This is a genomic window from Burkholderia sp. MSMB1078WGS, from assembly GCF_001528895.1.
GTDB lineage: Bacteria > Pseudomonadota > Gammaproteobacteria > Burkholderiales > Burkholderiaceae > Burkholderia.
In genome coordinates this window covers 217,410-239,935 of the sequence record NZ_LPDI01000085.1, presented here as the reverse complement: position 1 = coordinate 239,935, position 22,526 = coordinate 217,410, and the positions used below count along the sequence as shown (strand labels likewise).

The window sequence follows — 22,526 nt, the reverse complement described above, 5'->3', positions numbered from 1 at the left end:
CGACGGGAATGGGACCGACACCGCGATGACCAGAGGAATTCATGAACCGCGCCGCCGCTGCCACTGACGACGCGACGCTCGACGTCGACGATTGCTGGAACCGGATCGGCACGCGCGGCGACCGCTCGTGCGAGCGGCTGAACGACTGCCTGCGCTGCCTGAACTGCCCGGTCTACGCCAGTCACGCGGCGAAGCTGCTCGAGCGTCCGCTCGACGTCGCCGAGATGACGGACGTCACGCGCCGGATGAGCGCGTTCGACACCGCGCATGCGCGCGACGACGACGGCGATACGCGCCATGCGGCGCTCGCGTTCCGGGTGGCCGACGAATGGCTCGCGCTGCCGATCGGCGTGCTGCGCGAGATCGCCGGCACGCGCCCGATTCATTCTCTGCCGCATCGCCGCCATTCGGCCGTGCGCGGGGTGGTCAACATCCGCGGCACGCTGCGCATCGCGATCTCGATCGGTGCGCTGCTCGGCCTCGATGCCGGCAAGACCGGCAGCGGCAGTGGCGGCGACGGCCGTTTCACGCGGCTGCTGGTGGCCGCGCACCAGGGCGAACCGGTCGTGTTTCCGGTCGACGAAGTCGAGGGCGTGCTGCGCTTCGGCGCCTCCGACTGGGTGCCGGTGCCTGCCACGGTCGGGCGCGCGAGCGCCGGCCTGTCGCGCGGCGTGCTGTCGTGGCGCGGCAGGTCGGTGGGGCTGCTCGACGACGATCGTCTGTTCGACGCCGTGACACGGAGCATGCGATGAGCGGCGATGACGACCTGAGCCACCTGTCGCTGCTCGAGCTGTATCGCGAGGAGACGCGCACGCAGACCCAGGCGCTGTCGGAGCGGCTGCTCGCGCTCGAATCGGGCGAGCCCGATTCCGTCGCGCTCGAAGCGTGCATGCGCGCCGCGCATTCGCTGAAGGGCGCCGCGCGCATCGTCGGCGTGCCACTCGGCGTCGAGATCGCCGGGCGGATGGAGGAATGCTTCGTCGCCGCGCAGGCCGGCACGATCGCGCTGACGGCCACGCACGTCGACGTGCTGCTGGCCGGTGTCGATTTGCTGGTGCGCGTCGGCGATCCGCAGGGGCAGCCCGTGTCCCAGACCGAGATCGACGGGTTCGCGGCGGCGCTGACAGGCGCCGACGGCGCGCAGACGATGCAGGCGCCGGCCGCCGTGCCGCCGCCGGTGCCGCCGTCGTTGGTGCCGTATCGCGAACACGACGGCGCCGCGAACGAGCCGGTCGGGGCAAGTGCCGCGGTACCGCCGCTCGCCGTGTCGGGCACGGCGCCCGATCCGGTCCAGGCTGGCCGCGTGGCGGGCGCCGGTGCGATGCGCCGCGTGCGCGCCGATACGCTGAACCGGCTGTTGAGCCTGTCCGGCGAATCGCTGGTCGAATCGCGCTGGCTCAAGCCGTTCGCCGAATCGATGCTGCGCGTGAAGCGCGCGCAGCGCGACGCGGCCCGTTCGCTCGACCTGATGTACGAACAGTACGCCGACGATCTCGACGCCGGCATGCTCGCGTCGATGAACGAAGTGCGGCACATGCTCAACGACCTGCAGCGCTCGCTCGCCGAGCGCATGGACGAATTCGACCGCTTCGAGCGGCGCAGCACGCATATCGCCGAGCAACTGTACGACGAGGCGCTTCAATGCCGGATGCGGCCGTTCGGCGACGCGACGCGCGCGTATCCGCGTATCGTCCGCGATCTCGCGCGCTCGCTCGGCAAGCAGGTGCGTTTCTCGATCGTCGGCGAAGGCACGCAGGTCGATCGCGACATCCTCGACCTGCTGGACGCGCCGCTCGGCCACCTGTTGCGCAACGCGATCGACCACGGCGTCGATTCGCCCGACGCGCGCCAGGCGCGCGGCAAGCCGGCCGAGGCGAGCGTCACGCTCGAGGCGCGCCACAGCGCGGGCTCGCTGCTCGTCAGCGTGATCGACGACGGGCCGGGCGTCGACATGGATGCGCTGCGCGCGGCCGTCGTGCGCCAGCGCCTGACCGACGACGAGACGGCCGCGCGGTTGTCCGATCCCGAACTGCTCGAATTCCTGCTGCTGCCGGGCTTCTCGATGCGCGATGCGGTGACCGACGTGTCGGGGCGCGGCGTGGGCCTCGACGCGGTGCAGGAGATGGTGCGCGGCGTGCGCGGCGCGGTGCGGATCTTCAACGAGCCGGGCGCCGGCATGCGCTTCGTGCTGCAGTTGCCGCTCACGCTGTCGGTGATCCGCAGCCTGCTCGTCGAGGTCGGCGGCGAGCCGTATGCGTTCCCGCTCGCGCATGTGCGACGCACGCTCGAACTCGCACACGACGACATCGACGTGCTCGAAGGGCAGCCGCATTTTCCGTTCGACGGCCGGCGCGCGGGCCTCGTCGCCGCGCACCAGTTGCTCGACGCGGGCGAGCCCGATGTCGCGCGCGCCACCACCGCGGTGGTGGTCGTCGGCGGCGAACCCGAGCTGTACGGCGTCGCGGTCGACCGCTTCCTCGGCGAACGGATGCTCGTGGTGCAGCCGCTCGACAGCCGCCTGAACAAGATCCAGAACATCGCGGCCGGCGCATTGCTCGAGAACGGCGACCCGGTGCTGATCGTCGACGTCGAGGACCTGATCCGCTCGGTCGACAAGCTCGTGCGCGGCGGCCAGCTCGCGCGGCTCACGCGCGATCCGCAACTCGCGCTCGCCGACCGGCGTCGCCGCGTGCTCGTCGTCGACGATTCGCTGACGGTGCGCGAGCTCGAACGCAAGCTCCTGGAAAAGCGCGGCTACGACGTGACGGTGGCGGTCGACGGGATGGAGGGGTGGAACGCGGTGCGCAGCGATGCGTTCGATCTCGTCGTGACCGACGTCGACATGCCGCGCATGGACGGCATCGAACTCGTCACGCTGATCAAGAGCGACCCGATGCTCAAGCGCGTGCCGGTGATGATCGTGTCGTACAAGGATCGCGACGAGGATCGCCGGCGCGGGCTCGATGCCGGCGCCGATTACTATCTCGCGAAGAGCAGCTTCCACGACGAGGCGCTGCTCGATGCCGTGCACGACCTGATCGGGGACGCGCACCGATGAACATCGGCATCGTCAACGATCTGCCGCTGGCCGTGGAGGCGCTGCGCCGCGTGATCGCGCTGCGCGCCGACCATCGCGTGCTGTGGGTGGCGACCGATGGCGACGAGGCCGTGGATTTCTGCGTCGCGCATCCGCCCGACGTCGTCCTGATGGATCTCGTGATGCCGAAGGTCGACGGCGTCGCCGCGACGCGCCGGATCATGGCGCGCGCGCCGTGCGCGATCCTGATCGTGACGGCGAGCGTCAGCGCGAACACGTCGTCGGTGTACGAGGCGATGGGCGCGGGCGCGCTCGACGCGGTCGATACGCCGACGCTCGCGCTCGGGCTGTCGACCGATGCGTCGCCGCAGGCGCTGCTCGCGAAGATCGACCAGATCGGCCGGCTGCTCGAAAGCCGCACCGCGGCGCTCGTGCCGCCGGGGCCGGCGCCCGCGCGCGGACAGCCGACGCTCGTCGCGATCGGTGCGTCGGCGGGCGGGCCGACCGCGCTCACCGCGCTGCTGCGCGCGCTGCCGGCCGACTTTCCGGCCGCGATCGTGATCGTTCAGCACGTCGACCAGGCATTCGCGTACGGCATGGCCGAATGGCTCGACGGCTATACGCGGCTGCCGGTGCGCGTCGCACGACAGGGCAGTGTGCCGGAAGCGGGCAAGGTGCTGCTCGCGGCGACCAACGACCATCTGATGCTATCGCCGCGCGGCGTGCTCGGCTATACGCGGCATCCGGCCGAAACGCCGTACCGGCCGTCGATCGACGTGTTTTTCAACAGTGTCGCGGACGGCTGGCAGGGCGATGCGCTGGGCGTGCTGCTGACGGGCATGGGACGCGACGGCGCGCTCGGCCTGAAGGCGATGCGCGCGAAGGGCTGCTATACGATCGCGCAGGACGAAGCGACCAGCGCCGTGTACGGGATGCCGAAGGCGGCCGCGGCGATCGGCGCGGCGTCGGCGATCCTGCCGCTCGAACAGATCGCGCCGCAGTTGATCGCGCGGATCGCGCTCGCGCCGCGCGACTGACGGCGCACCGGCCGCGCGCCGTCGTTTCGCGGCGCGCCGGCGTCTGCATTGCGTGCGTGGCGCGGCGTCGCGTACAATCGCAGCCTGCGGAGATGGCATGCCTCCCTGCGGTCGTTCGCGGCGCGTGGCGCGCGCGGTGCGGCCCTCAACCGCCGGTTTGCCCGGCTGATGATGCCTGCGTGTTCCTGGGTCGTCAGGAGGTCGCAGGCCGTCCATCCGGCATTCTGCCGCCCAGGTTTGATGTTCCGTCGAATCTGGAAATCATGTTTTTCACCACTTCTGCCGATCTTTTCGCGACCCTGCGCTATGTGTGCCGCTGGCTCGCGCTTTCAGCGCTGCTCGGCGCGCTGGCCGGTACGGCATCCGCCGTGTTCCTGATCGCGCTCGACTGGGCGACCGGCACGCGGGTCGCGCATCCGTGGCTGCTGTGGGGGCTGCCGGCCGCCGGTTTCGCCACCGGCTGGATCTACCATCGCTTCGGCCAGTCGGTCGCGCGCGGCAACAACCTGCTGATCGACGAGATTCACGACCCGAAGGCGCTCGTGCCGAAGCGGATGGCGCCGCTCGTGCTCGTCGCGACCGTCGTCACGCACCTGTTCGGCGGGTCGGCCGGCCGCGAGGGCACGGCCGTGCAGATGGGCGGCGCGCTCGCCGATCGCATCACGCACCTGTTTCGTCTCGATCGCGAGCATCGCCGCGTGCTGCTGATGGGCGGCATCGCGGCCGGCTTCGCGTCGGTATTCGGCACGCCGCTCGCGGGCGCCGTGTTCGGGCTCGAGGTGCTCGCGATCGGGCGCGTGCGATACGACGCGCTGCTGGCCTGCGTTGCGTCGGCGATCGTCGCGGACGCCGTGTGCCGTGCGTGGGGCATCCATCACACCGCCTATGCGATTCCGTTCGTGCCGACCGTATCGGCGACGAGGCTGGCCGCGACGGTCGTCGCGGGCATCGCGTTCGGCGTGGTCGGGAGGCTGTTCGCGTTTGCGACGCATGCGCTGACCGCGTGGTTTCGCCGCGCGATCCGCCATGCGCCGTTGCAGCCGGTGCTCGGCGGCCTGCTGGTCGCCGTGGCCGCGACCGTGCTGAACGTGCCGCAGTATCTCGGCCTCGGCATCCCGACGATCGAGGCCGCGTTTCATGGCCCGCTGCCGCTTTACGATTTCGCGGGCAAGTTCGCGTTCACCGTCGTCACGCTCGCGTCGGGATTCAAGGGCGGCGAAGTGACGCCGCTGTTCTACATCGGCGCGACGCTCGGCAACGCGCTCGGCCAGGTGCTGGCGCTGCCGGTGCCGGTGCTCGCGGGGCTCGGCTTCGTCGCGGTGTTCGCGGGCGCGGCGAACACGCCGATCGCGTCGACGATCATGGCGATCGAATTGTTCGGCGCGGATATCGGCGTCTATGCGATCGTCGCCTGTGTCGTCGCGTATCTGTTCTCCGGCCCCGCGGGGATTTATCGCGCGCAGCGCGTGGCGGTGGGGAAGGGGGCGCGGGTGGGGGTGGAGTGAGGCGGGGGCCGCGGTCGATGTCGTTCGATCGCGGCGGTGCGATGCGATACCCGGGACGCTGAAAAGAGAGGCATCCAATGACGTCGGACGATTTTCTGAACGAAGCGAAGCGGCTTGCGAGGCCGTGCCGTCAGTACCGCTTCGCGGACGACGGCGAACCCGTCACCGGCTACTGGCATGGAGTTGATGCCGGCGCGTTGTGCATTTCCGTCGAGCGCGATGGCGTCTGGCTGAACGTATATCTCGACGATGGCGGCACGTCAGGCCGCGTGGAGACTTCCACGCAACCTGTCCGCTCCGCCCGCCCGCTGTGCCGATCCGACGCGATGTCGCTTCCATCGGTCGACGCGGTGTTCCGCTTCGGCTCCGCCGCGATCGGCGCGTACCTCGACGCACACGGCTGGCAGCGCGACTGGGGATTCAACGGTAACTTCAAGGGCGCGGCCGCGCACGACTACGAGCGCGAATGGATGGCGCAATGCCCGCTCTATACAGGCGGCGTGGTGGCCGTCGCGGGCGGATGGAACATGCCGTGGCCCGACGATGACTGGAATGAACTGATCGACCTCGAACTCGTTCTCTGGACGTTCGAGGAATCGGAACCGTGGGTCGAGGTGTTTTCCGATGGAAGCAGGTATTCGGTGATCCAGCGGATCACCTAGCTCACGTGTCGCTGCGATCACCGTGCACCAACACCGCCTTGGCGCCCTCGGCCGATTCGTACCGCATCGCCTCTTCGATTTGATCGAGGCGAAACATGTCGCCGATTTTCGTTCTGAACAACGGATCGTCAATCACCTGTTCCAGGTTGCCGAGCGCGCGGACAAGGTTGTCGGGTTCCTTCACCGTGCGGCTGTCGAAATTGCTGAACCGCTTCATCGTCAGATTTTTTGACATGAATAGGACGGAAGGAATCACGACCGGCGACGCAGCGCCCAGAAAGCCGTACACGTAGACCGTCGGGTTCGGCGGCAGCACCGGCAACACGTGACTGAGCAATTCGCCGCCGACGCCGTCAAAAACGGCTGTCGCGTTCAGTTCCGCCGCGAGCGAAGCAAACTCGCGCTCGAATCCTTCTCGCGTGACGATCACGTGCTCAACGCCGGACGCGCGCAACGTGTCGCGCGCGGCGTCGCCACGAACCAGAAAGATCGCTTGCAGTTGTCTGTCGCGCACGAGCGCCGCGATCCCACGGCCTGTTGCCGAATTGCCAGCCGTCACGATGACACCCTTGTGCCCGTCCCTTTCGGCTTCGTCGAGAAATGCGTAAGCCGTCATCGCGTTCACGAGCGAGCCGCAATAATCTCGCGCACAAACGTGCTCGGGCAAAATCAGGCACGTGCTGTAGGGCACGTGTGCGCGCTCGGACCACAAGCCGACGCTGCGTGGGCTTCGAGCCAGCGAGCGATAAATCGCCACCTGTTTGCCGAGGTATTTTTGCGGCACACCGTCGCCGACGGAGACGACTCTTCCGGCACCGGATGCGCCCCAGACAGCGTGTTCGCTCAACGGCAACGCAAGACCCGCCGCTGCCGGCCTTGTGAGGAACGTCTTGTCGCCGTGGTTGATGGCTGACGCATCCATGTCGATCAACACATGCTCGGGTGCGGCGTCGAGTGGCGTGGGAATGTCGCGCAGTTCGAGTTCGCGGTCGGGCGTCACACTGAGTGCTTTCATGGTCGGTCGTGTCGGTTGGCTGAACAACCGTGAATCTACGGCGATTTCGATATTGCCGAAACGGCATGTTTCGACATACCATCAATTCCATTTTGGAATCGCCGGGAATCCCGCTGATGGATCGTCTGGATGCAATTCGGCTGTTTGTCCGCCTTGTCGAATGCGGCAATTTCTCGGCCGTGGGGCGCGAACATGGAATAGGACAGCCTGCCGTCAGCAAGAAAATCGGTGCGCTCGAAACTCACCTTGGCGCGCAGCTTCTGATGCGCACGTCGCGCAAGGTCATCGTCACCGATGCGGGGCTCGCGTTCTACGAGTCAGCCAAGCAACTCATTGACGATTTTGACGTGCTCGAAGCGTCAGTGGGCGACCGTCAGCGCGCCCCCAAGGGCGTCGTCAGGGTCAACACGGCGCCGGCACACGGACGGCTGTGCATTACCCCGTTGTTGCCGGAATTCTTCAAGCGCTACCCGGACGTAAGCGTCGAATTATCGGTTTCCGAGCGGCTGGTCGATCTGGTTGGCGATGGCGTCGATCTTGGCATCCGGCACGGGCAGTTGATGGATTCGTCACTCACCGCCAAAAAACTGACCGACGCGGATTTCCTGCTCGTCGCCAGTTCGGACTACGTTGCCGCACGTGGCGAGCCACAGCGACTTTCCGACCTCGATCGGCACGCGTGCGTGGTATTTTCGAAAGATCGCGAGCCGAAACCGTGGGCGTTCAAGGTCAAAAAGGAAACCGTCTCCTACGTGCCGCACGGCTCGCTGATGACGGGCGACGCCGAACACATCCGGGCGTCCGTTCTATGCGACCTTGGCATTGCGCAAGCGCCGTCCTGGTTGTTCGAGGAAGACATTCGATCCGGCAAGGTTCGCGTCCTGCTGCCGCAGTTGCAGCCTGAACGCTTCCCCATCCATCTCGTGTACCCCGCAGGCCGACGCCTTCCGATGCGGGTCCGGGTGCTCGTCGAATTTCTGGTTGCGGCCTTCAAGAACGGCAAGCCTTGACCGGTCGGAGCGCCACGGACGAATAAGCCTGCGTTCCCACGCGACATACCGTGGCACGCAGGTCATCGACCTTTACTGCTTCGGCAGCCGCGCGACATTGCGCGCCAGCAGTTCCTCGATATCGATGCCTTTTTCCGCCAGCAGCGCGGTGACGACGCCGTTCAATTCGCCGAGCGTTTCCTTGACCGATTCCCGGATCGTATCCACGACGACCTGGGTGCTGCGCTCGATCTCGATGTTGACCGTGTCGTTGACGCCCTTCGCATCGAACGTGGTCGCGCGGCGCGTTTCGGGAATCAGCCAGACGTCGAACCAGCCTTCGTCGCGATTGACGTCTGACACGGTGAGGCTGCAGCCGTTGATCGCGATGTAGCCCTTCGCGAACACATAGCGCTTGAACTCGGCAGGTACGCCGATGCGGATCATCCGGTTGTGCTCGGACGATGCGACGTGCACGATGGTCCCGGTGAAATCGACATGACCGGACAGCGGATGTCCACCGATCTCCGCACCGTCCTTCGCGGCGCGCTCGACGTTGACCCGCGCGCCGGTCGCGAGCTCGGCCAGCGTCGTGATTCGCAGGCTCGGCAGCATGACGTCGAAGTCGATCAGCGTCGGCGAATGGATGGTCGTCACCGTCAGGCACACGCCATCGACCGACACGCTCGCGCCGATCTCGATATCGTCGGTGAACCGCTCGGGGAATGCGATGCTGAAGGTCCTCAGCTCGCCGTGATCCTTGATGGCGTCGATGGTGCCGACGCCCTGAACAATGCCTGTAAACATGGTCTGCCTTTCGTCGCGAATTGCCTGGCCGACATGATAAGTGATCCCGGCGGCAGACACGCCGTGGCGCGCGGTTGTCCGGCGCCGCCGAGCCGGCGCCGCAGACACAAAAAAAGGCCGTGCGCATGGCACGGCCTCGATCCGGAACCGGTTGCCGCCGCGTGGCCCGGCGGCGGCGACTGCGCCGCCGCGCCGGATCGCGACGCGCTTGCATCAGACCTCCGCCGGCTCTCCCAGCGGCCCGGCATTGCGATCCGCCGTGCGTCGCGGCGAATCGGCGAGCCCCTTCGCCAGCTCCAGCGCCTGCCGCTCGAACAGCCGGCGATAGATGCCGCCGTCGATGCGGATCAGCGCGTCGTGGTTGCCTTCCTCGATCACCTTGCCGCGATCGAGCACCAGCAGCCGATCGAGCGCGCGCACGGTCGACAGCCGGTGCGCGACGACGAGCGTCGTGCGGCCGACCATCAGCCGCTCCATCGCCTGCTGGATCAGCAGCTCGCTTTCGCTGTCGAGGCTCGACGTCGCTTCGTCGAGGATCAGGATCGGCGCATCCGCGAGGAACGCGCGCGCGATCGCGACGCGCTGGCGCTCGCCGCCCGACAGCTTGATCCCGCGTTCGCCGACGAGCGTGTCATAGCCGTCCGGCAGCGCGGCGATGAAGTCGTGCGCGCTGGCCAGGCGCGCGGCGCGCTCGATCTCGGCGCGGCTCGCGTCGGGGCGCGCATACGCGATGTTCTCCGCGAGCGTGCGGTGGAACAGCACGGGCTCCTGCTGGACGATCGCGATCTGGCTGCGCAGCGAATCCTGCCGCACCTGCGCGATGTCCTGGCCGTCGATCGTGATGCGCCCGCCCGATACGTCGTACAGGCGCTGGATCAGCTTGATGAACGTCGTCTTGCCCGACCCCGAATGCCCGACGAGGCCCACGCGTTCGCCGGGCGCGATCCGCATCGAGAAATCGTCGTACAGCGGCACCGGATGGTTGCCGTAGCGGAACGTCACGTGCTCGAAGCGGATCTCGCCTTGCCCGATCCGGATGGCCGGTGCGCCGGGCCGATCGTCGATGCCGAGCGGCTGGCGTTCGAGCGCGACGAGTTCTTCCATGTCGTTTACCGAGCGCTGCAGGTTGCGGATATGCATGCCGACGTCGCGCAGGTAACCCTGCAGCATGAAGAACATCGTCAGCGCGAACGCGATGTCGCCGACGCTCGCCTCGTCGTTCATCCACAGCCGCAGGGCGACGCCGATCATCGCGGCCTGCATCGCGACGAGCATCGCGCCCTGCAACCCGCCGTTGAACGTGCCGCGCACCCACGTGCGGCGCGTGCGCTGCCGCCACTTACCGATCACGCGCGCGAGCCGCGCTTCCTCGCGCACTTCCGCGCCGAACGCTTTCACCACCGCGTTGCAGCTCACCGCATCGGCGAGCGCGCCGCCCATGCGCGTGTCCCACAGGTTGCCGAGCCGGGCGGCCGGCGCGACGATGCCGAGCGACACCGCGACCGTCACCGCGATGTACAGCAGCGACCCCGCGCCGACGACGAGCCCCATCACGGGCCAGTGCGTGCCGAGCAGCACGGTCGCGCCGACCAGCATCGCGACCGACGGCAGCAGCGCGATCAGCACGGTGTCGTTGAGCAGGTCGAGCGCCCAGATTCCGCGCGTGATCTTGCGCACGGTCGAGCCCGCGAAGCTGTTCGCGTGCCAGTCGGTCGAGAAGCGCTGCACGCGGTGGAACGAGGCGGCGGCGATCTCGCTCATCATCTTCAGCGTGAGCGTGATGATGTTCAGGTAGACGCCCTGGCGCAGCACCGTCGCGCCGATGCCGAGCGCGGCGAGCGTGCCGAACGCGACGAGGGCCGAATGCCACGCGGCGGCACGGTCGGTCAGGCCGCTCGACAGCGCGTCGACGAGGCGGCCGGCGAACAGCGGCGTGAGGACGTCGGCGAGCGCGGCGAGCAGCGCGAGGCTGGCGACCGCGGCGATGCGCACCGGCTGCTTGCGCCAGTAACGGAGGGTGAAGCCGAAGACGGCCTGGAATGCATGGCCGCCCAGATGGGAGGTTTTTCTGGTCATGTATCGTTGCCCGGCGCGTCGCGCGACGGGACTTTCCGGTTCGGAGAACGTCGAAAACGCAACAGCCGGGCCGCGCGAAACACGCGGGCGGAACGAAACGGGCTGTCGGGAAAAGCGCGGCTGACGGGTCAGCGGAAAACTCGGGAGCCGGCGCGGACGGCGGGCTGGATCAACTGCGCCGTGAGACCACGTTCGGGAAGGTTGCTGGCATTCGGAACATCTGCACCTCCCTGAAGTGAACGGTTGAAAGGACGCCGAAAAGACGTGTGGCGATTTTATCAGGAGTGTCGCGCGCGCCGCAACGTCTGACGAATGCGGCGTTGCAGCGTCGATACGGTTAGTATTCAGGGTTTTGGCCCCTTTTCGCGTACGTTTCGCGATGGCGGGCACGGGTTGCGGCGGACGCATCGATTACACTTCGGCGTCCGCGGCGCGCGACGAGGCGCGCCTACCCGGATCCATTCCGAACCATTCCCGAGGAAACGATGAGCGACGTTCAGCAAGGCATCCTGGCTCCGATCGATACGGCAGCGCGATACCTCACTTTCACGATGTCGAATGACGGCAATATCGCCGCGGCGCTGGCCGCGCTGCGCGAGATCGTCGACGGACGCGACACGGTCGTCGGCTTCGGGCACACGCTGGCTGCCTATCTCGGACATCCGGTGCCGGGCCTGACCGACTATCCGGCGTTCGCGGTGAACGACCGCACGCTGCCGGCGACGCCGGCCGACGTGTGGGTCTGGCTGCGCTCGGACGACCGCGGCGAGATCGTGCTGCGCGCGCGGGCGATCGAACGCGCGCTCGCGCCGGCGTTCGCGCTGCAGGAGGCCGTCGACGGCTTCCGCTATTCGAACGATCGCGACCTGTCGGGCTACGAGGACGGCACCGAGAACCCGGAAGGCGACGACGCGATCGCCGCGGCGATCGTGACGGGGCAGGGCGCGGGGCTCGACGGTTCGAGCTTCGTCGCGGTGCAGCAGTGGGTGCACGATTTCGACCGGATGGAGCGCATTCCGTCGGGTGAGATGGATCACATCATCGGGCGTCGCCGTTCGGACAACGAGGAACTCGACGACGCGCCCGAATTCGCGCACGTGAAGCGCACCGCGCAAGAGAGCTTCGCGCCCGAGGCGTTCATGCTGCGCCGTTCGTCGCCGTGGTCGGACACGCGCCGCGCGGGCCTCTATTTCGTCGCGTTCGGCTGCTCGTTCCGCGCGTTCGACGTGCAGATGCGCCGGATGAGCGGCGCGGAAGACGGGATCGTCGACGGCCTGTTCCGCTTCACGCGGCCGCTGACGGGCGCGTATTTCTGGTGCCCGCCGATGAAGGACGGCAAGCTGGACCTGTCCGCGCTCGGACTGTAAGCGCCGGGCGGGATCGGCGAACGGGCGGGGCGCGCCGGATGCGCGGACCGCCCGTTCCGTTTCACGCGGCAGGCCGTGCGGCCTGCCGCGTGCGTCAGTTCAACGTCGTGTCGATCCGCGTGCCGCGCTTGATGAATTGCGTCACCGGCGTCTTCTCGCAGATTTCCGCGAGACGCTGGCGTTGCGCGTCGTCGAGCGGGCCGTCGAGCGTCACGACGCGGCGCACGTACTGCACGCCTTCGCGATCGGCATGCAGCTCGGTGCGCACCGTGATGCGCACGGCCGGCCACGCCTTGCGCTGCATGTACATGCGCAGCGTCGCGGCCGTGCATTGCGCAAGCCCGGCCAGCACGAACTCGTACGGCGCCGGCCCGCGATCCTGGCCGCCTTCGCGCGGCGCTTCGTCGCCGGTCAGCGCATGCGTGCCGGCCTGCAACCGGACGACGTAGTCGGGCGCGTCGGCATCGAGGACGGCGGCGGCGTGGATGAGGGACATGGGAAGTCTCCGGTAGCGGATGAGGGGAGAGGGCGCCGTGTGGCGGCGCGCAGCCGCCAGCATACCGTCGCGGTCGCGCGCTTGCGTGCTGCGCCGCTACGTGTCGGCGCTGCCGGCGCTGCTGCGCACGAGCGCGGCGATGCGTTCGCGCACCCACCGATGCGCGCGGTCGGTGTCGCGCGACTCGTGCCAGTACGCGAGCAGCGGGAACGGCTTGAGCCGCAGCGGCAGCGGCCGCACGGCGATCGGCAGCAGCGCGGCCATGCGCCGCGCATAGGTGTGCGGCAGCGTGACGAGCAGATTGCCGGCCGCGGCGATCTGGCAGGCGGCGAAATAGTGCTGGCAGGTGAGCCGGATGTCGCGCAAGCGCCCGTCGTTGCCGAGCAGGACGTCGAGCGATTGCGGCGCGCCGAGCGACGACACGGCGATATGCTGCGCCGCGAAATAGTCGCCGCGTCGCAGCGGGTCGCGCGCCAGCGGATGATCGCGGCTCATCGCGACGACGAGCGAATCGTCGAGCAGGTGTTCGGTGGCGATGCGCGGGCCGGTCGGCACGCGGCGATCGACGACGAGATCGAGGTTGCCCGACGCCAGTTCGCGTTCGATGTCGGGCACCGCGATGCGGCGGCTGACGAGCCGCAAGCCCGGCGCTTCGTCGGCGAACGCGGCGACGATGCGCGGCAATGCGATGGATTCGAGCACGTCGCGAATGCCGACCGCGATGCTCAGGTCGAGCGTCGCGGGATCGAAGGCGGACGGATCGCGCGCGGTGCCTTGCAGGCCCTTCAGGTGCCGCTGCACGTCCGCGATGATCGACCGCGTGCGCTCGGTCGGCACGACGCGATTGCCCTGGCGCACGAACAGCGGATCGTCGAAATGCGCGCGCAGCCGGTTGAGCGCATGCGTGACGGCCGGTTGCGTCAGATGCAGCGCGCGGGCGGCCGCGCCAATGCCGCCATGCACGTAGACGGCGTCGAGCACGCGAAACAGGTTCAGGTCGAGACGGTGATCGGCGGGCACGGAGCGCGGGCGGCGTGGTGAAGGACGGATCGATTCTAAATCTAAAGGATGCGCAGACAACCGATGCGCGGGTCGGCATACGCGCCGATCGCACGCGTTCGATGCGTGTCGACGCCGTTCGCGCCGATACGCGAGCGCCCGCTCGACCGCTACGCAACGCCATCGAACACGCACGTCATGACGCATGACGGCCGCAATGGTCGGCCGCATCGCATACGCAATTCCATGCCGGCATACCGGCGGCGCACGGCAGCCTGTAGTAATCCGCCATCATGCTGTCCCCGTCGGCCATTTGGCGCCAAAGGCACTACCCGTTCGGCTAAGATGCCGTCGCTTCATATTTCGGGATAGCCGTCCTGTCGCACGCATTCAAACCAAATATAAGCCTGACAGTTCGACGGTATTAGAAGAAGTCGAACAAGTCGGGGGCTTGGCCAGTGAATGCAGCAGATCAGCGGTGGGTCGTTATCTATTTGAGTACGGGGTTTTCGTTGGCCCAGGCCGCGCGTCTCGGCGAAGCCTTCAACCTGGCGAATCGCCTGCATGGGTACGGCGCGGATTATCAGCTCAAGTACGTATCCGAAAGCGGGGGACTGTTGCAGTCGTCGTCCGGCGTGAGAATCGCGGCCGAGCCGCTCGGCGACGAACACAGCCGCCGTGCGCTCGCGTTCTTTCATCTTCATGGCGACCTGGTGGCCGTCAACTGGGACGACGCATTGCAACGGCGCCTGACCGACATTCGCCGGCATGCGCGCTGGATCGTCGACGCGATGGATCTGCCCGCGCTCGCCGCCACGCGGCGGTCGTCGTCGATCGACGTGCGGCCGGGCCGGGCGGGGCGCCGGGCCCCCACGACGATCGAATCGCGGGCCGGCGAAACCGACGTGTTTGCCGCCGCGCTCGACATGTTCCGCGCCGACCTCGGCGACAGCGCCGCGCAGGAGATCGCCAGCAACATGATGCGGCCGGTCGAGCAGCGCTATGTGCAGTCGATGTGGGCGTTCCGCGAACTCAGCGCGAGCCCGTCGATCCGGATGTCCGCGCAGCGGCTGCGCGCGCAGAGCGTGAACCGCGTCTCGATCGCGAACGCCGCGCAGGCGGCCGCGATGAGCGAGCGCAATTTCCTGCGGCGCTTCAAGAAGGAAATCGGCGTGACGCCGACCGAGTTCGTCCAGCACGTGCGGCTCGAACGTGCGTGCCACATGCTGATCCATACGACGCTGCCGGCCGACAAGGTCGCGCGGCGCACCGGGTTCGGCAGCGGCGAGCGGCTCGCGAAGCTGTTTCGCCAGCGCCTGTTGATGTCGCCGACCGAATTCCGCGTCGCCGGGCGGGAAAAAATCCTCGCGCACGGCGCGGCGTCGCCCGGTTCGGAAGACGGCCGCGCCGCCGCATGTTGCGACGGCGACGGGCTGGGTTGCGACGCGTGCGCGGCCGAGCGCGGGAAAACGGGCCGGATACCCGTAGAATCGTCGTGTCGCGATCTCGATTCCCGGTTTCCATGCCCTTCCTCCCCACTACCGCCACCGCCCCTTTCTGCCCGTCGGAAGTAAAGGGCAGCATCACGATCGACGCCGCCGCGCCGCGCTGGCGCAAGCTCAGGCGCTTTTTCGGCCCCGGCCTGCTGGTCGCGATCGGCTACATGGATCCCGGCAACTGGGCGACCGATATCCAGGCCGGCTCGCAGTTCGGCTATTCGTTGCTGTGGGTCGTCGCGTTCTCGAGCCTCGCGGCGATCTTCCTGCAGATGCTCGCGGCGCGGCTCGGCCTCGTCGCGGGCAAGGATCTCGCGCAAGCCAGCTACGACCGCTACGGGCGCTTCGGCCGCGTCGTGCAGTGGATCACCGCCGAAGTGTCGATCATCGCGTGCGACATCGCGGAAGTGCTCGGCTGCGCGCTCGCGTTCAAGCTGCTGCTCGGCGTGCCGCTCGCGTGGGGCGTCGTGCTGACCGCGCTCGACACGGTGATCGTGCTCGGCCTGCAGGGCAAGGGGTTCCGGCAGATCGAGGCGATCGTGCTCGGGTTGATCGCGACGATGGCGTTCTGCTTCGTCGCGCAGGTGGCGATCACGCCGCCCGACTGGCATGCGGTGGTCGGCGGGCTCGTGCCGGGCGATCCCGGCCACGACCGCAAGGACGCGATCGTGCTCGCGCTCGGCATCGTCGGCGCGACGATCATGCCGCACAACCTGTACCTGCATTCGTCGGTCGTGCAGACGCGGCACGTCGTCGGCGGCGCGCGCGGCGTGATCCGCGACACGCTCGCACTCGTGCGCATCGATACCTGCGTGTCGCTGTTCGTCGCGATGCTCGTCAATGCGGCGATCCTCGTCGTCGCGGGTGCGGCATTTCATGCGACCGGCCAGCACAACGTGACCGACATCGAGCAGGCGTACCGGCTGATCACGCCGATCGCGGGCGGCGCGGCCGCGCTGTTGTTCGGCATCGCGCTGCTCGCGTCGGGGCAGAGCTCGACGCTGACCGGCACGATCGCCGGCCAGGTCATCATGGACGGTTTCCTGCATACGAAGATTCCGTGCTACCAGCGCCGGCTGATCACGCGCGGGCTCGCGCTCGTGCCGGCGCTGATCGGCGTGCTGTGGCTCGGCGACGGCTCGGTCGGGCAACTGCTCGTATGGAGCCAGGTGCTGCTGAGCCTGCAGTTGCCGTTCGCGATGTGGCCGCTGATCCGCTCGGTCAGCGACCGCGGCACGATGGGCGAACATGCGATCGGCCGCGGGATGCAGGTGGCCGCATGGGCGCTGTTCGTCGTGATCACCGGCACGAACCTGCTGTTGCTTACCGGTGTCGCGGGCTGATACAGCCTGTCACAGGCTGACACAGGTGCGCTGCGCGCTTGCGGTAAACTGCGGCCTTTCGATCGTCCCCGAAGTCCGTTATGTGGAGTGAAATCAGCAACATCGGCGATGCCGCGCTGACCTTGCCGATCGCGCTGACCTGCGCGGCATGGCTCGCGCTGACCGACTGGCGCCTCGCCGCCCGCTGGGGTGTGCTGCTGGCCGCCGGCATGGGCGTCGTCGGCGCCACGAAAATCCTCTATGCCGGATGCGGCATCGAGCTGCCGCAATTCGACTTCCGCGTGATCAGCGGCCATACGATGCTGTCGACGTCCGTGTGGACGGTCGCGCTGTCGATGCTGTGGCAGGCGTTCCGGCCGGGCAAGGCGCCCGGTATCGCGGCCGGGCTGACCATCGGCGCGGTCACGGCCGTCGCGCGCGTGTTCGATCATTCGCACACCGTGCCGGAAGTCGTCGTCGGCTGGATGCTCGGCGCGCTGGTCGCGCTGGTGTTCCTGCGCGGCTACGACGGCGCGCGGCAGCGCGCGTTTTCGCCGCGCGTCGCGGCGGTTTGCCTGCTGCTCGTGTCGGGCATCGCGTACGGGCACCGTGCACCGTTCCAGCGGATGATCGACACGCACTCGCCGCAGCTCTGCGCGTTCGTGCGCGCGCCGTCGGGCGACGGATTCTGACGGTCGCCGATGGCGGGCGCTCCGGCGCCGCCTGCTTGACGCCTTCTTGCCGCCGGCGTTCGTCCGGCGTTTTCCGGCGGATTGCACGATGCCGCGCCGGATCGTCTTCCCGATTGCGTTCTCGTCCGTGCGGAACGCAACGCCCGTTCTCCCGATGATCGACTGCCGACGCAATCCATCCGAGCGGCTGCGCCGGGCTGTTCGCGCACGGGCGCCGGTACGTGCAAGTCATGAGCCATGCCTATGACCGGGTATAACGAATATTCATTTCATCGATCGGCAGCATTCGCGTACGCTGGCTGTCGTTTCATCGCAGGCAAGCTGCACGGCCGGTCCGGCGTGCGTCGCGGCCATCTCGATATACTCGCGGGAACCGTGCATTGCGTCGCCGTGTCGGCGCACCGGCGACCGGCACAGGTCGGCTGGACCATGCACGGAAACCCCGTCGCGGCAGCGTTCCGCGACGACGATTCACGACAGGAGGAGGTCACATGACAATCGTTGCTCCGCGCCTCGCCGGCAAGTGCGCATACATCACGGGCGCCGCGGGCGGCCTCGGCCGTGCGATCGCGCGCCGGATGGTCGAGCAGGGCGCGCGCGTGTTCCTGACCGACATCGCGGAAGCAGCGGTGCTCGATGCGTTCGCGCAGGAACTCAATGCGGGCCGTGCGGCGCCGGTCGCGTTCGCCGCAATCCAGGACGTGCGCGACGAAGCGCGCTGGCAGGCGCTGCTCGCGCAGGCGACCGATGCGATGGGCGGGCTGTCGGTGCTCGTCAACAACGCGGGCGTCGGCTCGATCGGCTCGCCCGCGCAAATCGAGCTGGACGAATGGCGGCGCGTGATGGCGATCAACGTCGAGAGCATCGTGCTCGGCTGCAAGCATGCACTGTCGTACCTGGCCGAGAGCCGTCCCGCGTCGATCATCAACATCTCGTCGGTCGCGGCGTTCAAGGTCGAGCCGGACTTCACCGCATACAACGCGTCGAAGGCGGCGGTCGCGTCGCTGACAAAGTCGGTCGCGATCGATTGCGCGCGCCGCGAGATCGACGTGCGCTGCAATTCGATTCACCCGGCGTTCATCCGCACAGGGATCGTCGAGCCACTGTTCCAGTCGCTCGGCGAACGCGACGCGACGCGCAAGCTCGCGCGCGGCATTCCGCTGCGCCGGCTCGGCGAGCCGGACGACGTCGCGCACGCGGCCGTGTATCTCGCATCCGACGAGAGCCGCTTCATGACGGCCGCCGAACTCGTGATCGACGGCGGCATGTGCGCGGTCTGACGCGCATCCCGAACCACGACGATTGGAGGAGAACATCATGTCGACACCCGTGAATCGCCAACTGCTGCTGAAGACGCGCCCGGAAGGGCGGGTCGGCCGTGAACACTTCTCGCTCGTCGAGATGCCGGTGCCGGCGCTCGCCGACGGCGAGGTGCTCGTGCGCGTGCTGTATCTGTCGATGGACCCGACCAACCGCGTGTGGATGAGCGACGTGCCGCAGTACCTGCCGCCCGTCGCGATCGGCGAGGTGATGCGCGCGCTCGGTATCGGCCGCGTGGTCGCGTCGCGCCATGCGGGGTTCGCGGAAGGCGAGCTCGTGCAGGGGCTCGTCGGCTGGCAGGACTATGCGGTCGTGCCGGCCGAGCAGGCCGCGCAGCTCGTGAAGCTGCCCGCGCAGTCCGGCCTGCCGCTGCCGACGCTGCTCGGCGCGTGCGGGATGAGCGGGCTGACCGCGTACTACGGGTTGACCGACATCGCGCCGGTGCAGCCGGGCGAAACGCTCGTCGTGTCGGCGGCGGCCGGCTCGGTCGGCTCGATCGCCGGGCAGATCGGCAAGATTCACGGCGCACGGGTGGTCGGCATCGCGGGCGGCGCGGACAAGTGCCGCTACCTGACCGAGACGCTCGGCTTCGACGCGGCCGTCGACTACAAGGCCGACGATTTCCGCCAGCAACTGAAGGCGGCGACGCCGGACGGCGTGCACGTGAACTTCGAGAACGTCGGCGGCGAGGTGATGCGCGCGGTGCTGTCGCGGATGGTGATCGGCGGGCGCGTCGCGTTGTGCGGCGTGATCTCGAACTACAACAGCGGCCGCGCGGCCGACGACGTCGGCGTGCTGATCTCGAAGCGGCTGACGATGCGCGGCTTCCTGATCCTCGATTACCGCAAGAGCCGCGAAGCCGTGCAGACGCTCGCGGGCTGGCTGCGCGACGGCCGGCTCAAGGCCGAGGAAACCGTGGCCGACGGTCTCGAAAATGCGCCCGACGTGCTGAACCGCCTGTTCGACGGCGACCATCGCGGCAAGCTCGTGCTGCGCGTCGATCCGGACGCGTGACGGGCGCGCGACACCGGTCGCATCGGGCTGCTGGGCCGTGTCGACTACGCTGAGTTCGATCAATCCGGCTGCAGTTTAGGACTTGTCCCATATATTGTCCGGGCCGCTCTCCTTACAGTGAATGCCAGCACACGGGCGGCGTGACCGACGCGTCACGCCGCCCGTTTTTCCGGTAACGCGGCAGAGGAGAGGGAACATGCGCAACAACGCGAAGCGATCGGCATCGGCGGCGGCAGCGGGCGCCGGCGTCGTGCGAACGATGGTGTTCGCGCTCGGTGTCGTACTCGCGACGTCGAATGCAATGCCGAACGCGATGGCGGCCGGACAGCCCGCGTCGGATGGCGTCGTGCGGTTCGTCGGGTCGCTCGTCGATCTCTACGACGTGACGCTCGATGCTCCGGCGGCCGTGCAGGTCGACGCGCGGGACGCGGCCGGCGGCGCGGCAACGGCCACGCTCCGGTTCGATGCGCATGGCCGGCGCCTGGCCGGTGCGCAGGTGGCGCTGGTCGGGCCCGACGGCGCGCCGTTCGCGTCGGACGGCGGCGCGGCGGTGCGGGTGACGTGGCGCGATGCGCGCGACGAACGAAGCGTGCCGCTGGCGCCGGGCCGGGTTCATCGCGTCGGCCCGTATGGCGGCGTGATGACGGTCGCGGCGGATGAAGCAACGGGCGCCGCGGCGCCCGTCTTGATCCATATCCGTCATCCGTGACCGGCGGTTTCCGCACGCGTGCGGCGCGCCGGCGGCCGCACGCGCGTCATTCGCCCTGTTCGGCGCGCGCGTAGATGTCCCAGCTCGCCATGAACAACGCGGCGACGAGCGGCCCGATCACGAAGCCGTTGATGCCGAACAACGCCATCCCGCCGAGCGTCGAGATCAGCACGACCCAGTCGGGCATCTTCGTGTCCTTGCCGACGAGGATCGGGCGCAGCAGGTTGTCGACGAGGCCGATCACGCCGACGCAGAACACGACGAGGATCACGCACTTCCAGACCGAGCCGATCATCAGCAGGTAGAGTGCGGCCGGCACCCACACGAGGCCTGCGCCGATCGCGGGCAGCAGCGACAGGAACGCCATCAGCGCACCCCACAGCACGACGCCCTCGATCCCGAGGATCCAGAAGATCAGGCCGCCGAGCGCGCCTTGCACGAGCGCGACCGCGATGTTGCCCTTCACGGTCGCACGCACGACCGTCGTGAATTTCGCGAGCAGCAGGTTCTTGTGCTCGTCGTCGAGCGGCAGCGCGCGGCGCACGCGGCGGCCGATCTCGCCGCCGTCGCGCAGCAGGAAGAACACCATGTACAGCATCACGCCGAAGCTCACGATGAACTGGAACGTGTTCTGGCCGATGCTGAGCGCCTGGGTCGCCGCGAACTGGCTGATCTGCGCGGCGCCATCGGTGAGCTTCTTCTGGATGCCCGGAATGTTGGTCAGCCCGTATTTCTGCAGCAGATGCTGGATCGACGACGGCAGTGCGTGAACGATGTCCTGGAAGTACTGCGAATAGTTCGGCTGCGCGGTCTTGATTTCCTGGTACACGTACGCGATTTCCTGCACGAGCGTGCCCGCCACGAACACGAGCGGCAGGATCACGATCAGGATGATCAACGACAACGTGACGAGCGCGGCCAGGTTGCGCCGCTTGCCGAAGCGCGCGGCCAGCCAGCGCTGCACGGGCTGGAACAGGATCGCGAGAATGGTGCCCCAGAACACGGCGCCGAAGAACGGCGCGAGGATCCAGCAGAGTCCGACGGTGACCGCGAACAGCAGGAAATAGAAGAATTTTTGGTGATCTTGTCCGCTATCCATGGGTGACATTCGCGCAGATTGATGCGTGGTTTGATTGAATTTCGTTGCCCTGTGCGCGATCGATTCGCGAACGTCGCGGTTCGCGGCGAAACGCGTTGCGGGGCGGCCCACGCGGAGTATGCCCGCAAAGATGCCGCCATCATAGCCGCTGCGTGAGAGACATGCGAAAACGCCGCGGCCGGGGCCGCGGCGCTGCCGGGAAGCGAACGCGGTGCGAGGCCGCGTGCCGCGTCGTCAGATGTGGAGCTTGGTGACCTTCGTGCCGTTCACCGACAGGTCGCCCATCAGGCCCGCGTTGGTCAGGACCAGCACTTCCACCGGGGCGGTGGCCGTGGTGGTGTCGACCGCGCCGTTCGCGCCGACCTTCACGACCGCGACCGACGCGTCGGCGCCGGCCGACCAGCCGTCCGACTTGCGGAACGAGTCGAGCGCATCCTGCGTCATGAACAGGAACACGACCGCCTTCGACTGCGCGCCGGCCTGCAGCCCGACCGACAGCGACGACGTGTTGTAGTAGCCGACGGTACTGCCGCCGACGCGCAGCGCGCCGTTGCCGGACTGGGCGCCGACGATGAAGCCGGCTTGCAGCACGTTCGGGAACACGAGGACGCCGCGTGCTTTCGAGACCAGATCGCGCGAGCCCGGCACCGTCGAATACAGGCGCGACAGCGTGGCATTCACGCTGGCGTCGATCGACTGGCGTTTCGACGCGCTGGCTGCCGCGCTATCGGGTTTGTCGGAGGTGGTCGTGCAGCCGGCGAGGGCGAGGCTGCCGAGCATCACGGCAGCGGCGGCTTTCATGGCGAGGGATTTCTGCATGGCGGTTTCTCCTTCGTTGTCTGATTGAGAGCGAACGGGGCGGGCGGGGGTGCGGGTGGCCCTGT

At 68.0% G+C, this 22,526-nt stretch carries 20 protein-coding genes and 1 riboswitch; of the genes, 13 read left to right on the top strand and 7 right to left on the bottom strand.

Annotated elements, in window-relative coordinates:
• Positions 1-41: 41 nt before the first annotated feature.
• From WT24_RS21550 to WT24_RS21530, 5 genes are all read left to right on the top strand, one after another.
• Positions 42-752, top strand: a complete 711-nt coding sequence (locus tag WT24_RS21550; RefSeq protein ID WP_060035795.1) for a chemotaxis protein CheW — start codon at positions 42-44, stop codon at positions 750-752.
• Entirely contained in the window at positions 749-3,058 is a 2,310-nt protein-coding gene (locus WT24_RS21545; protein ID WP_034205306.1) for a hybrid sensor histidine kinase/response regulator, read from the top strand. The genes WT24_RS21550 and WT24_RS21545 overlap by 4 nt, the downstream gene beginning before the upstream one ends.
• Positions 3,055-4,074 carry a chemotaxis response regulator protein-glutamate methylesterase gene (locus WT24_RS21540; RefSeq protein WP_060035794.1) on the top strand — a complete coding sequence of 340 codons (1,020 nt, stop codon included), beginning with the start codon at positions 3,055-3,057 and terminating at the stop codon, positions 4,072-4,074. The genes WT24_RS21545 and WT24_RS21540 overlap by 4 nt, the downstream gene beginning before the upstream one ends.
• A 79-nt stretch (positions 4,075-4,153) precedes the next feature.
• Positions 4,154-4,259: riboswitch (Fluoride riboswitch) on the top strand.
• 78 nt (positions 4,260-4,337) lie between these two features.
• Complete coding sequence (locus WT24_RS21535; RefSeq protein WP_060035793.1) at positions 4,338-5,579, top strand: voltage-gated chloride channel family protein; 1,242 nt, start codon at positions 4,338-4,340, stop codon at positions 5,577-5,579.
• A gap of 77 nt (positions 5,580-5,656) precedes the next feature.
• Complete coding sequence (locus tag WT24_RS21530; RefSeq protein ID WP_034205303.1) at positions 5,657-6,241, top strand: hypothetical protein; 585 nt, start codon at positions 5,657-5,659, stop codon at positions 6,239-6,241.
• A gap of 1 nt (position 6,242) precedes the next feature.
• Here the strand turns inward: WT24_RS21530 and WT24_RS21525 are convergent, their stop codons facing one another.
• Positions 6,243-7,256 carry an alcohol dehydrogenase catalytic domain-containing protein gene (locus WT24_RS21525; RefSeq protein ID WP_060035792.1) on the bottom strand — a complete coding sequence of 338 codons (1,014 nt, stop codon included), beginning with the start codon at positions 7,254-7,256 and terminating at the stop codon, positions 6,243-6,245.
• 65 nt (positions 7,257-7,321) lie between these two features.
• On the opposite strand from WT24_RS21525, the gene WT24_RS21520 reads away from it, so the two are divergent.
• On the top strand, positions 7,322-8,266 hold the full coding sequence (locus WT24_RS21520; protein ID WP_257127540.1) for a LysR family transcriptional regulator: 945 nt from the start codon (positions 7,322-7,324) through the stop codon (positions 8,264-8,266).
• Positions 8,267-8,338: 72 nt separating this feature from the next.
• On the opposite strand, the gene WT24_RS21515 is transcribed toward WT24_RS21520, so the two are convergent.
• Positions 8,339-9,052 carry a riboflavin synthase gene (locus WT24_RS21515; protein WP_060035791.1) on the bottom strand — a complete coding sequence of 238 codons (714 nt, stop codon included), beginning with the start codon at positions 9,050-9,052 and terminating at the stop codon, positions 8,339-8,341.
• Positions 9,053-9,265: 213 nt separating this feature from the next.
• Positions 9,266-11,128 carry an ABC transporter ATP-binding protein gene (locus tag WT24_RS21510; RefSeq protein WP_060035790.1) on the bottom strand — a complete coding sequence of 621 codons (1,863 nt, stop codon included), beginning with the start codon at positions 11,126-11,128 and terminating at the stop codon, positions 9,266-9,268.
• A 485-nt stretch (positions 11,129-11,613) separates the two neighbouring features.
• On the opposite strand from WT24_RS21510, the gene WT24_RS21505 reads away from it, so the two are divergent.
• Positions 11,614-12,495 carry a Dyp-type peroxidase gene (locus WT24_RS21505; RefSeq protein ID WP_059501283.1) on the top strand — a complete coding sequence of 294 codons (882 nt, stop codon included), beginning with the start codon at positions 11,614-11,616 and terminating at the stop codon, positions 12,493-12,495.
• 94 nt (positions 12,496-12,589) lie between these two features.
• Here the strand turns inward: WT24_RS21505 and WT24_RS21500 are convergent, their stop codons facing one another.
• Both WT24_RS21500 and WT24_RS21495 read right to left on the bottom strand, forming a co-directional pair.
• On the bottom strand, positions 12,590-12,991 hold the full coding sequence (locus WT24_RS21500) for an OsmC family protein (protein WP_059501281.1): 402 nt from the start codon (positions 12,989-12,991) through the stop codon (positions 12,590-12,592).
• 96 nt (positions 12,992-13,087) lie between these two features.
• Positions 13,088-14,011, bottom strand: coding sequence for a LysR family transcriptional regulator (locus WT24_RS21495; protein WP_060035789.1), 924 nt, complete (start codon positions 14,009-14,011; stop codon positions 13,088-13,090).
• 491 nt (positions 14,012-14,502) lie between these two features.
• On the opposite strand from WT24_RS21495, the gene WT24_RS21490 reads away from it, so the two are divergent.
• From WT24_RS21490 to WT24_RS21465, 6 genes are all read left to right on the top strand, one after another.
• Entirely contained in the window at positions 14,503-15,564 is a 1,062-nt protein-coding gene (locus tag WT24_RS21490; RefSeq protein ID WP_060035788.1) for a helix-turn-helix domain-containing protein, read from the top strand.
• Positions 15,513-16,829, top strand: a complete 1,317-nt coding sequence (locus WT24_RS21485; RefSeq protein WP_060035787.1) for an Nramp family divalent metal transporter — start codon at positions 15,513-15,515, stop codon at positions 16,827-16,829. The genes WT24_RS21490 and WT24_RS21485 overlap by 52 nt, the downstream gene beginning before the upstream one ends.
• 80 nt (positions 16,830-16,909) lie before the next feature.
• Entirely contained in the window at positions 16,910-17,500 is a 591-nt protein-coding gene (locus tag WT24_RS21480; protein WP_059501274.1) for a phosphatase PAP2 family protein, read from the top strand.
• A 491-nt stretch (positions 17,501-17,991) separates the two neighbouring features.
• Positions 17,992-18,780: an SDR family oxidoreductase gene (locus tag WT24_RS21475; protein ID WP_060035786.1), complete on the top strand. Its 789-nt coding sequence runs from the start codon at positions 17,992-17,994 to the stop codon at positions 18,778-18,780.
• Positions 18,781-18,817: 37 nt separating this feature from the next.
• A complete protein-coding gene (locus WT24_RS21470) occupies positions 18,818-19,834 on the top strand; it encodes an NADP-dependent oxidoreductase (RefSeq protein WP_060035813.1) in 1,017 nt (338 codons plus the stop codon).
• 196 nt (positions 19,835-20,030) lie between these two features.
• Entirely contained in the window at positions 20,031-20,543 is a 513-nt protein-coding gene (locus WT24_RS21465; protein ID WP_060035785.1) for a hypothetical protein, read from the top strand.
• A gap of 46 nt (positions 20,544-20,589) precedes the next feature.
• Here the strand turns inward: WT24_RS21465 and WT24_RS21460 are convergent, their stop codons facing one another.
• Together WT24_RS21460 and WT24_RS21455 are read right to left on the bottom strand one after the other, a co-directional pair.
• Positions 20,590-21,642: an AI-2E family transporter gene (locus WT24_RS21460; protein ID WP_034205290.1), complete on the bottom strand. Its 1,053-nt coding sequence runs from the start codon at positions 21,640-21,642 to the stop codon at positions 20,590-20,592.
• Between the two features lie 234 nt (positions 21,643-21,876).
• On the bottom strand, positions 21,877-22,461 hold the full coding sequence (locus WT24_RS21455) for a YSC84-related protein (protein WP_059501268.1): 585 nt from the start codon (positions 22,459-22,461) through the stop codon (positions 21,877-21,879).
• Between the last annotated feature and the right edge of the window lie 65 nt (positions 22,462-22,526).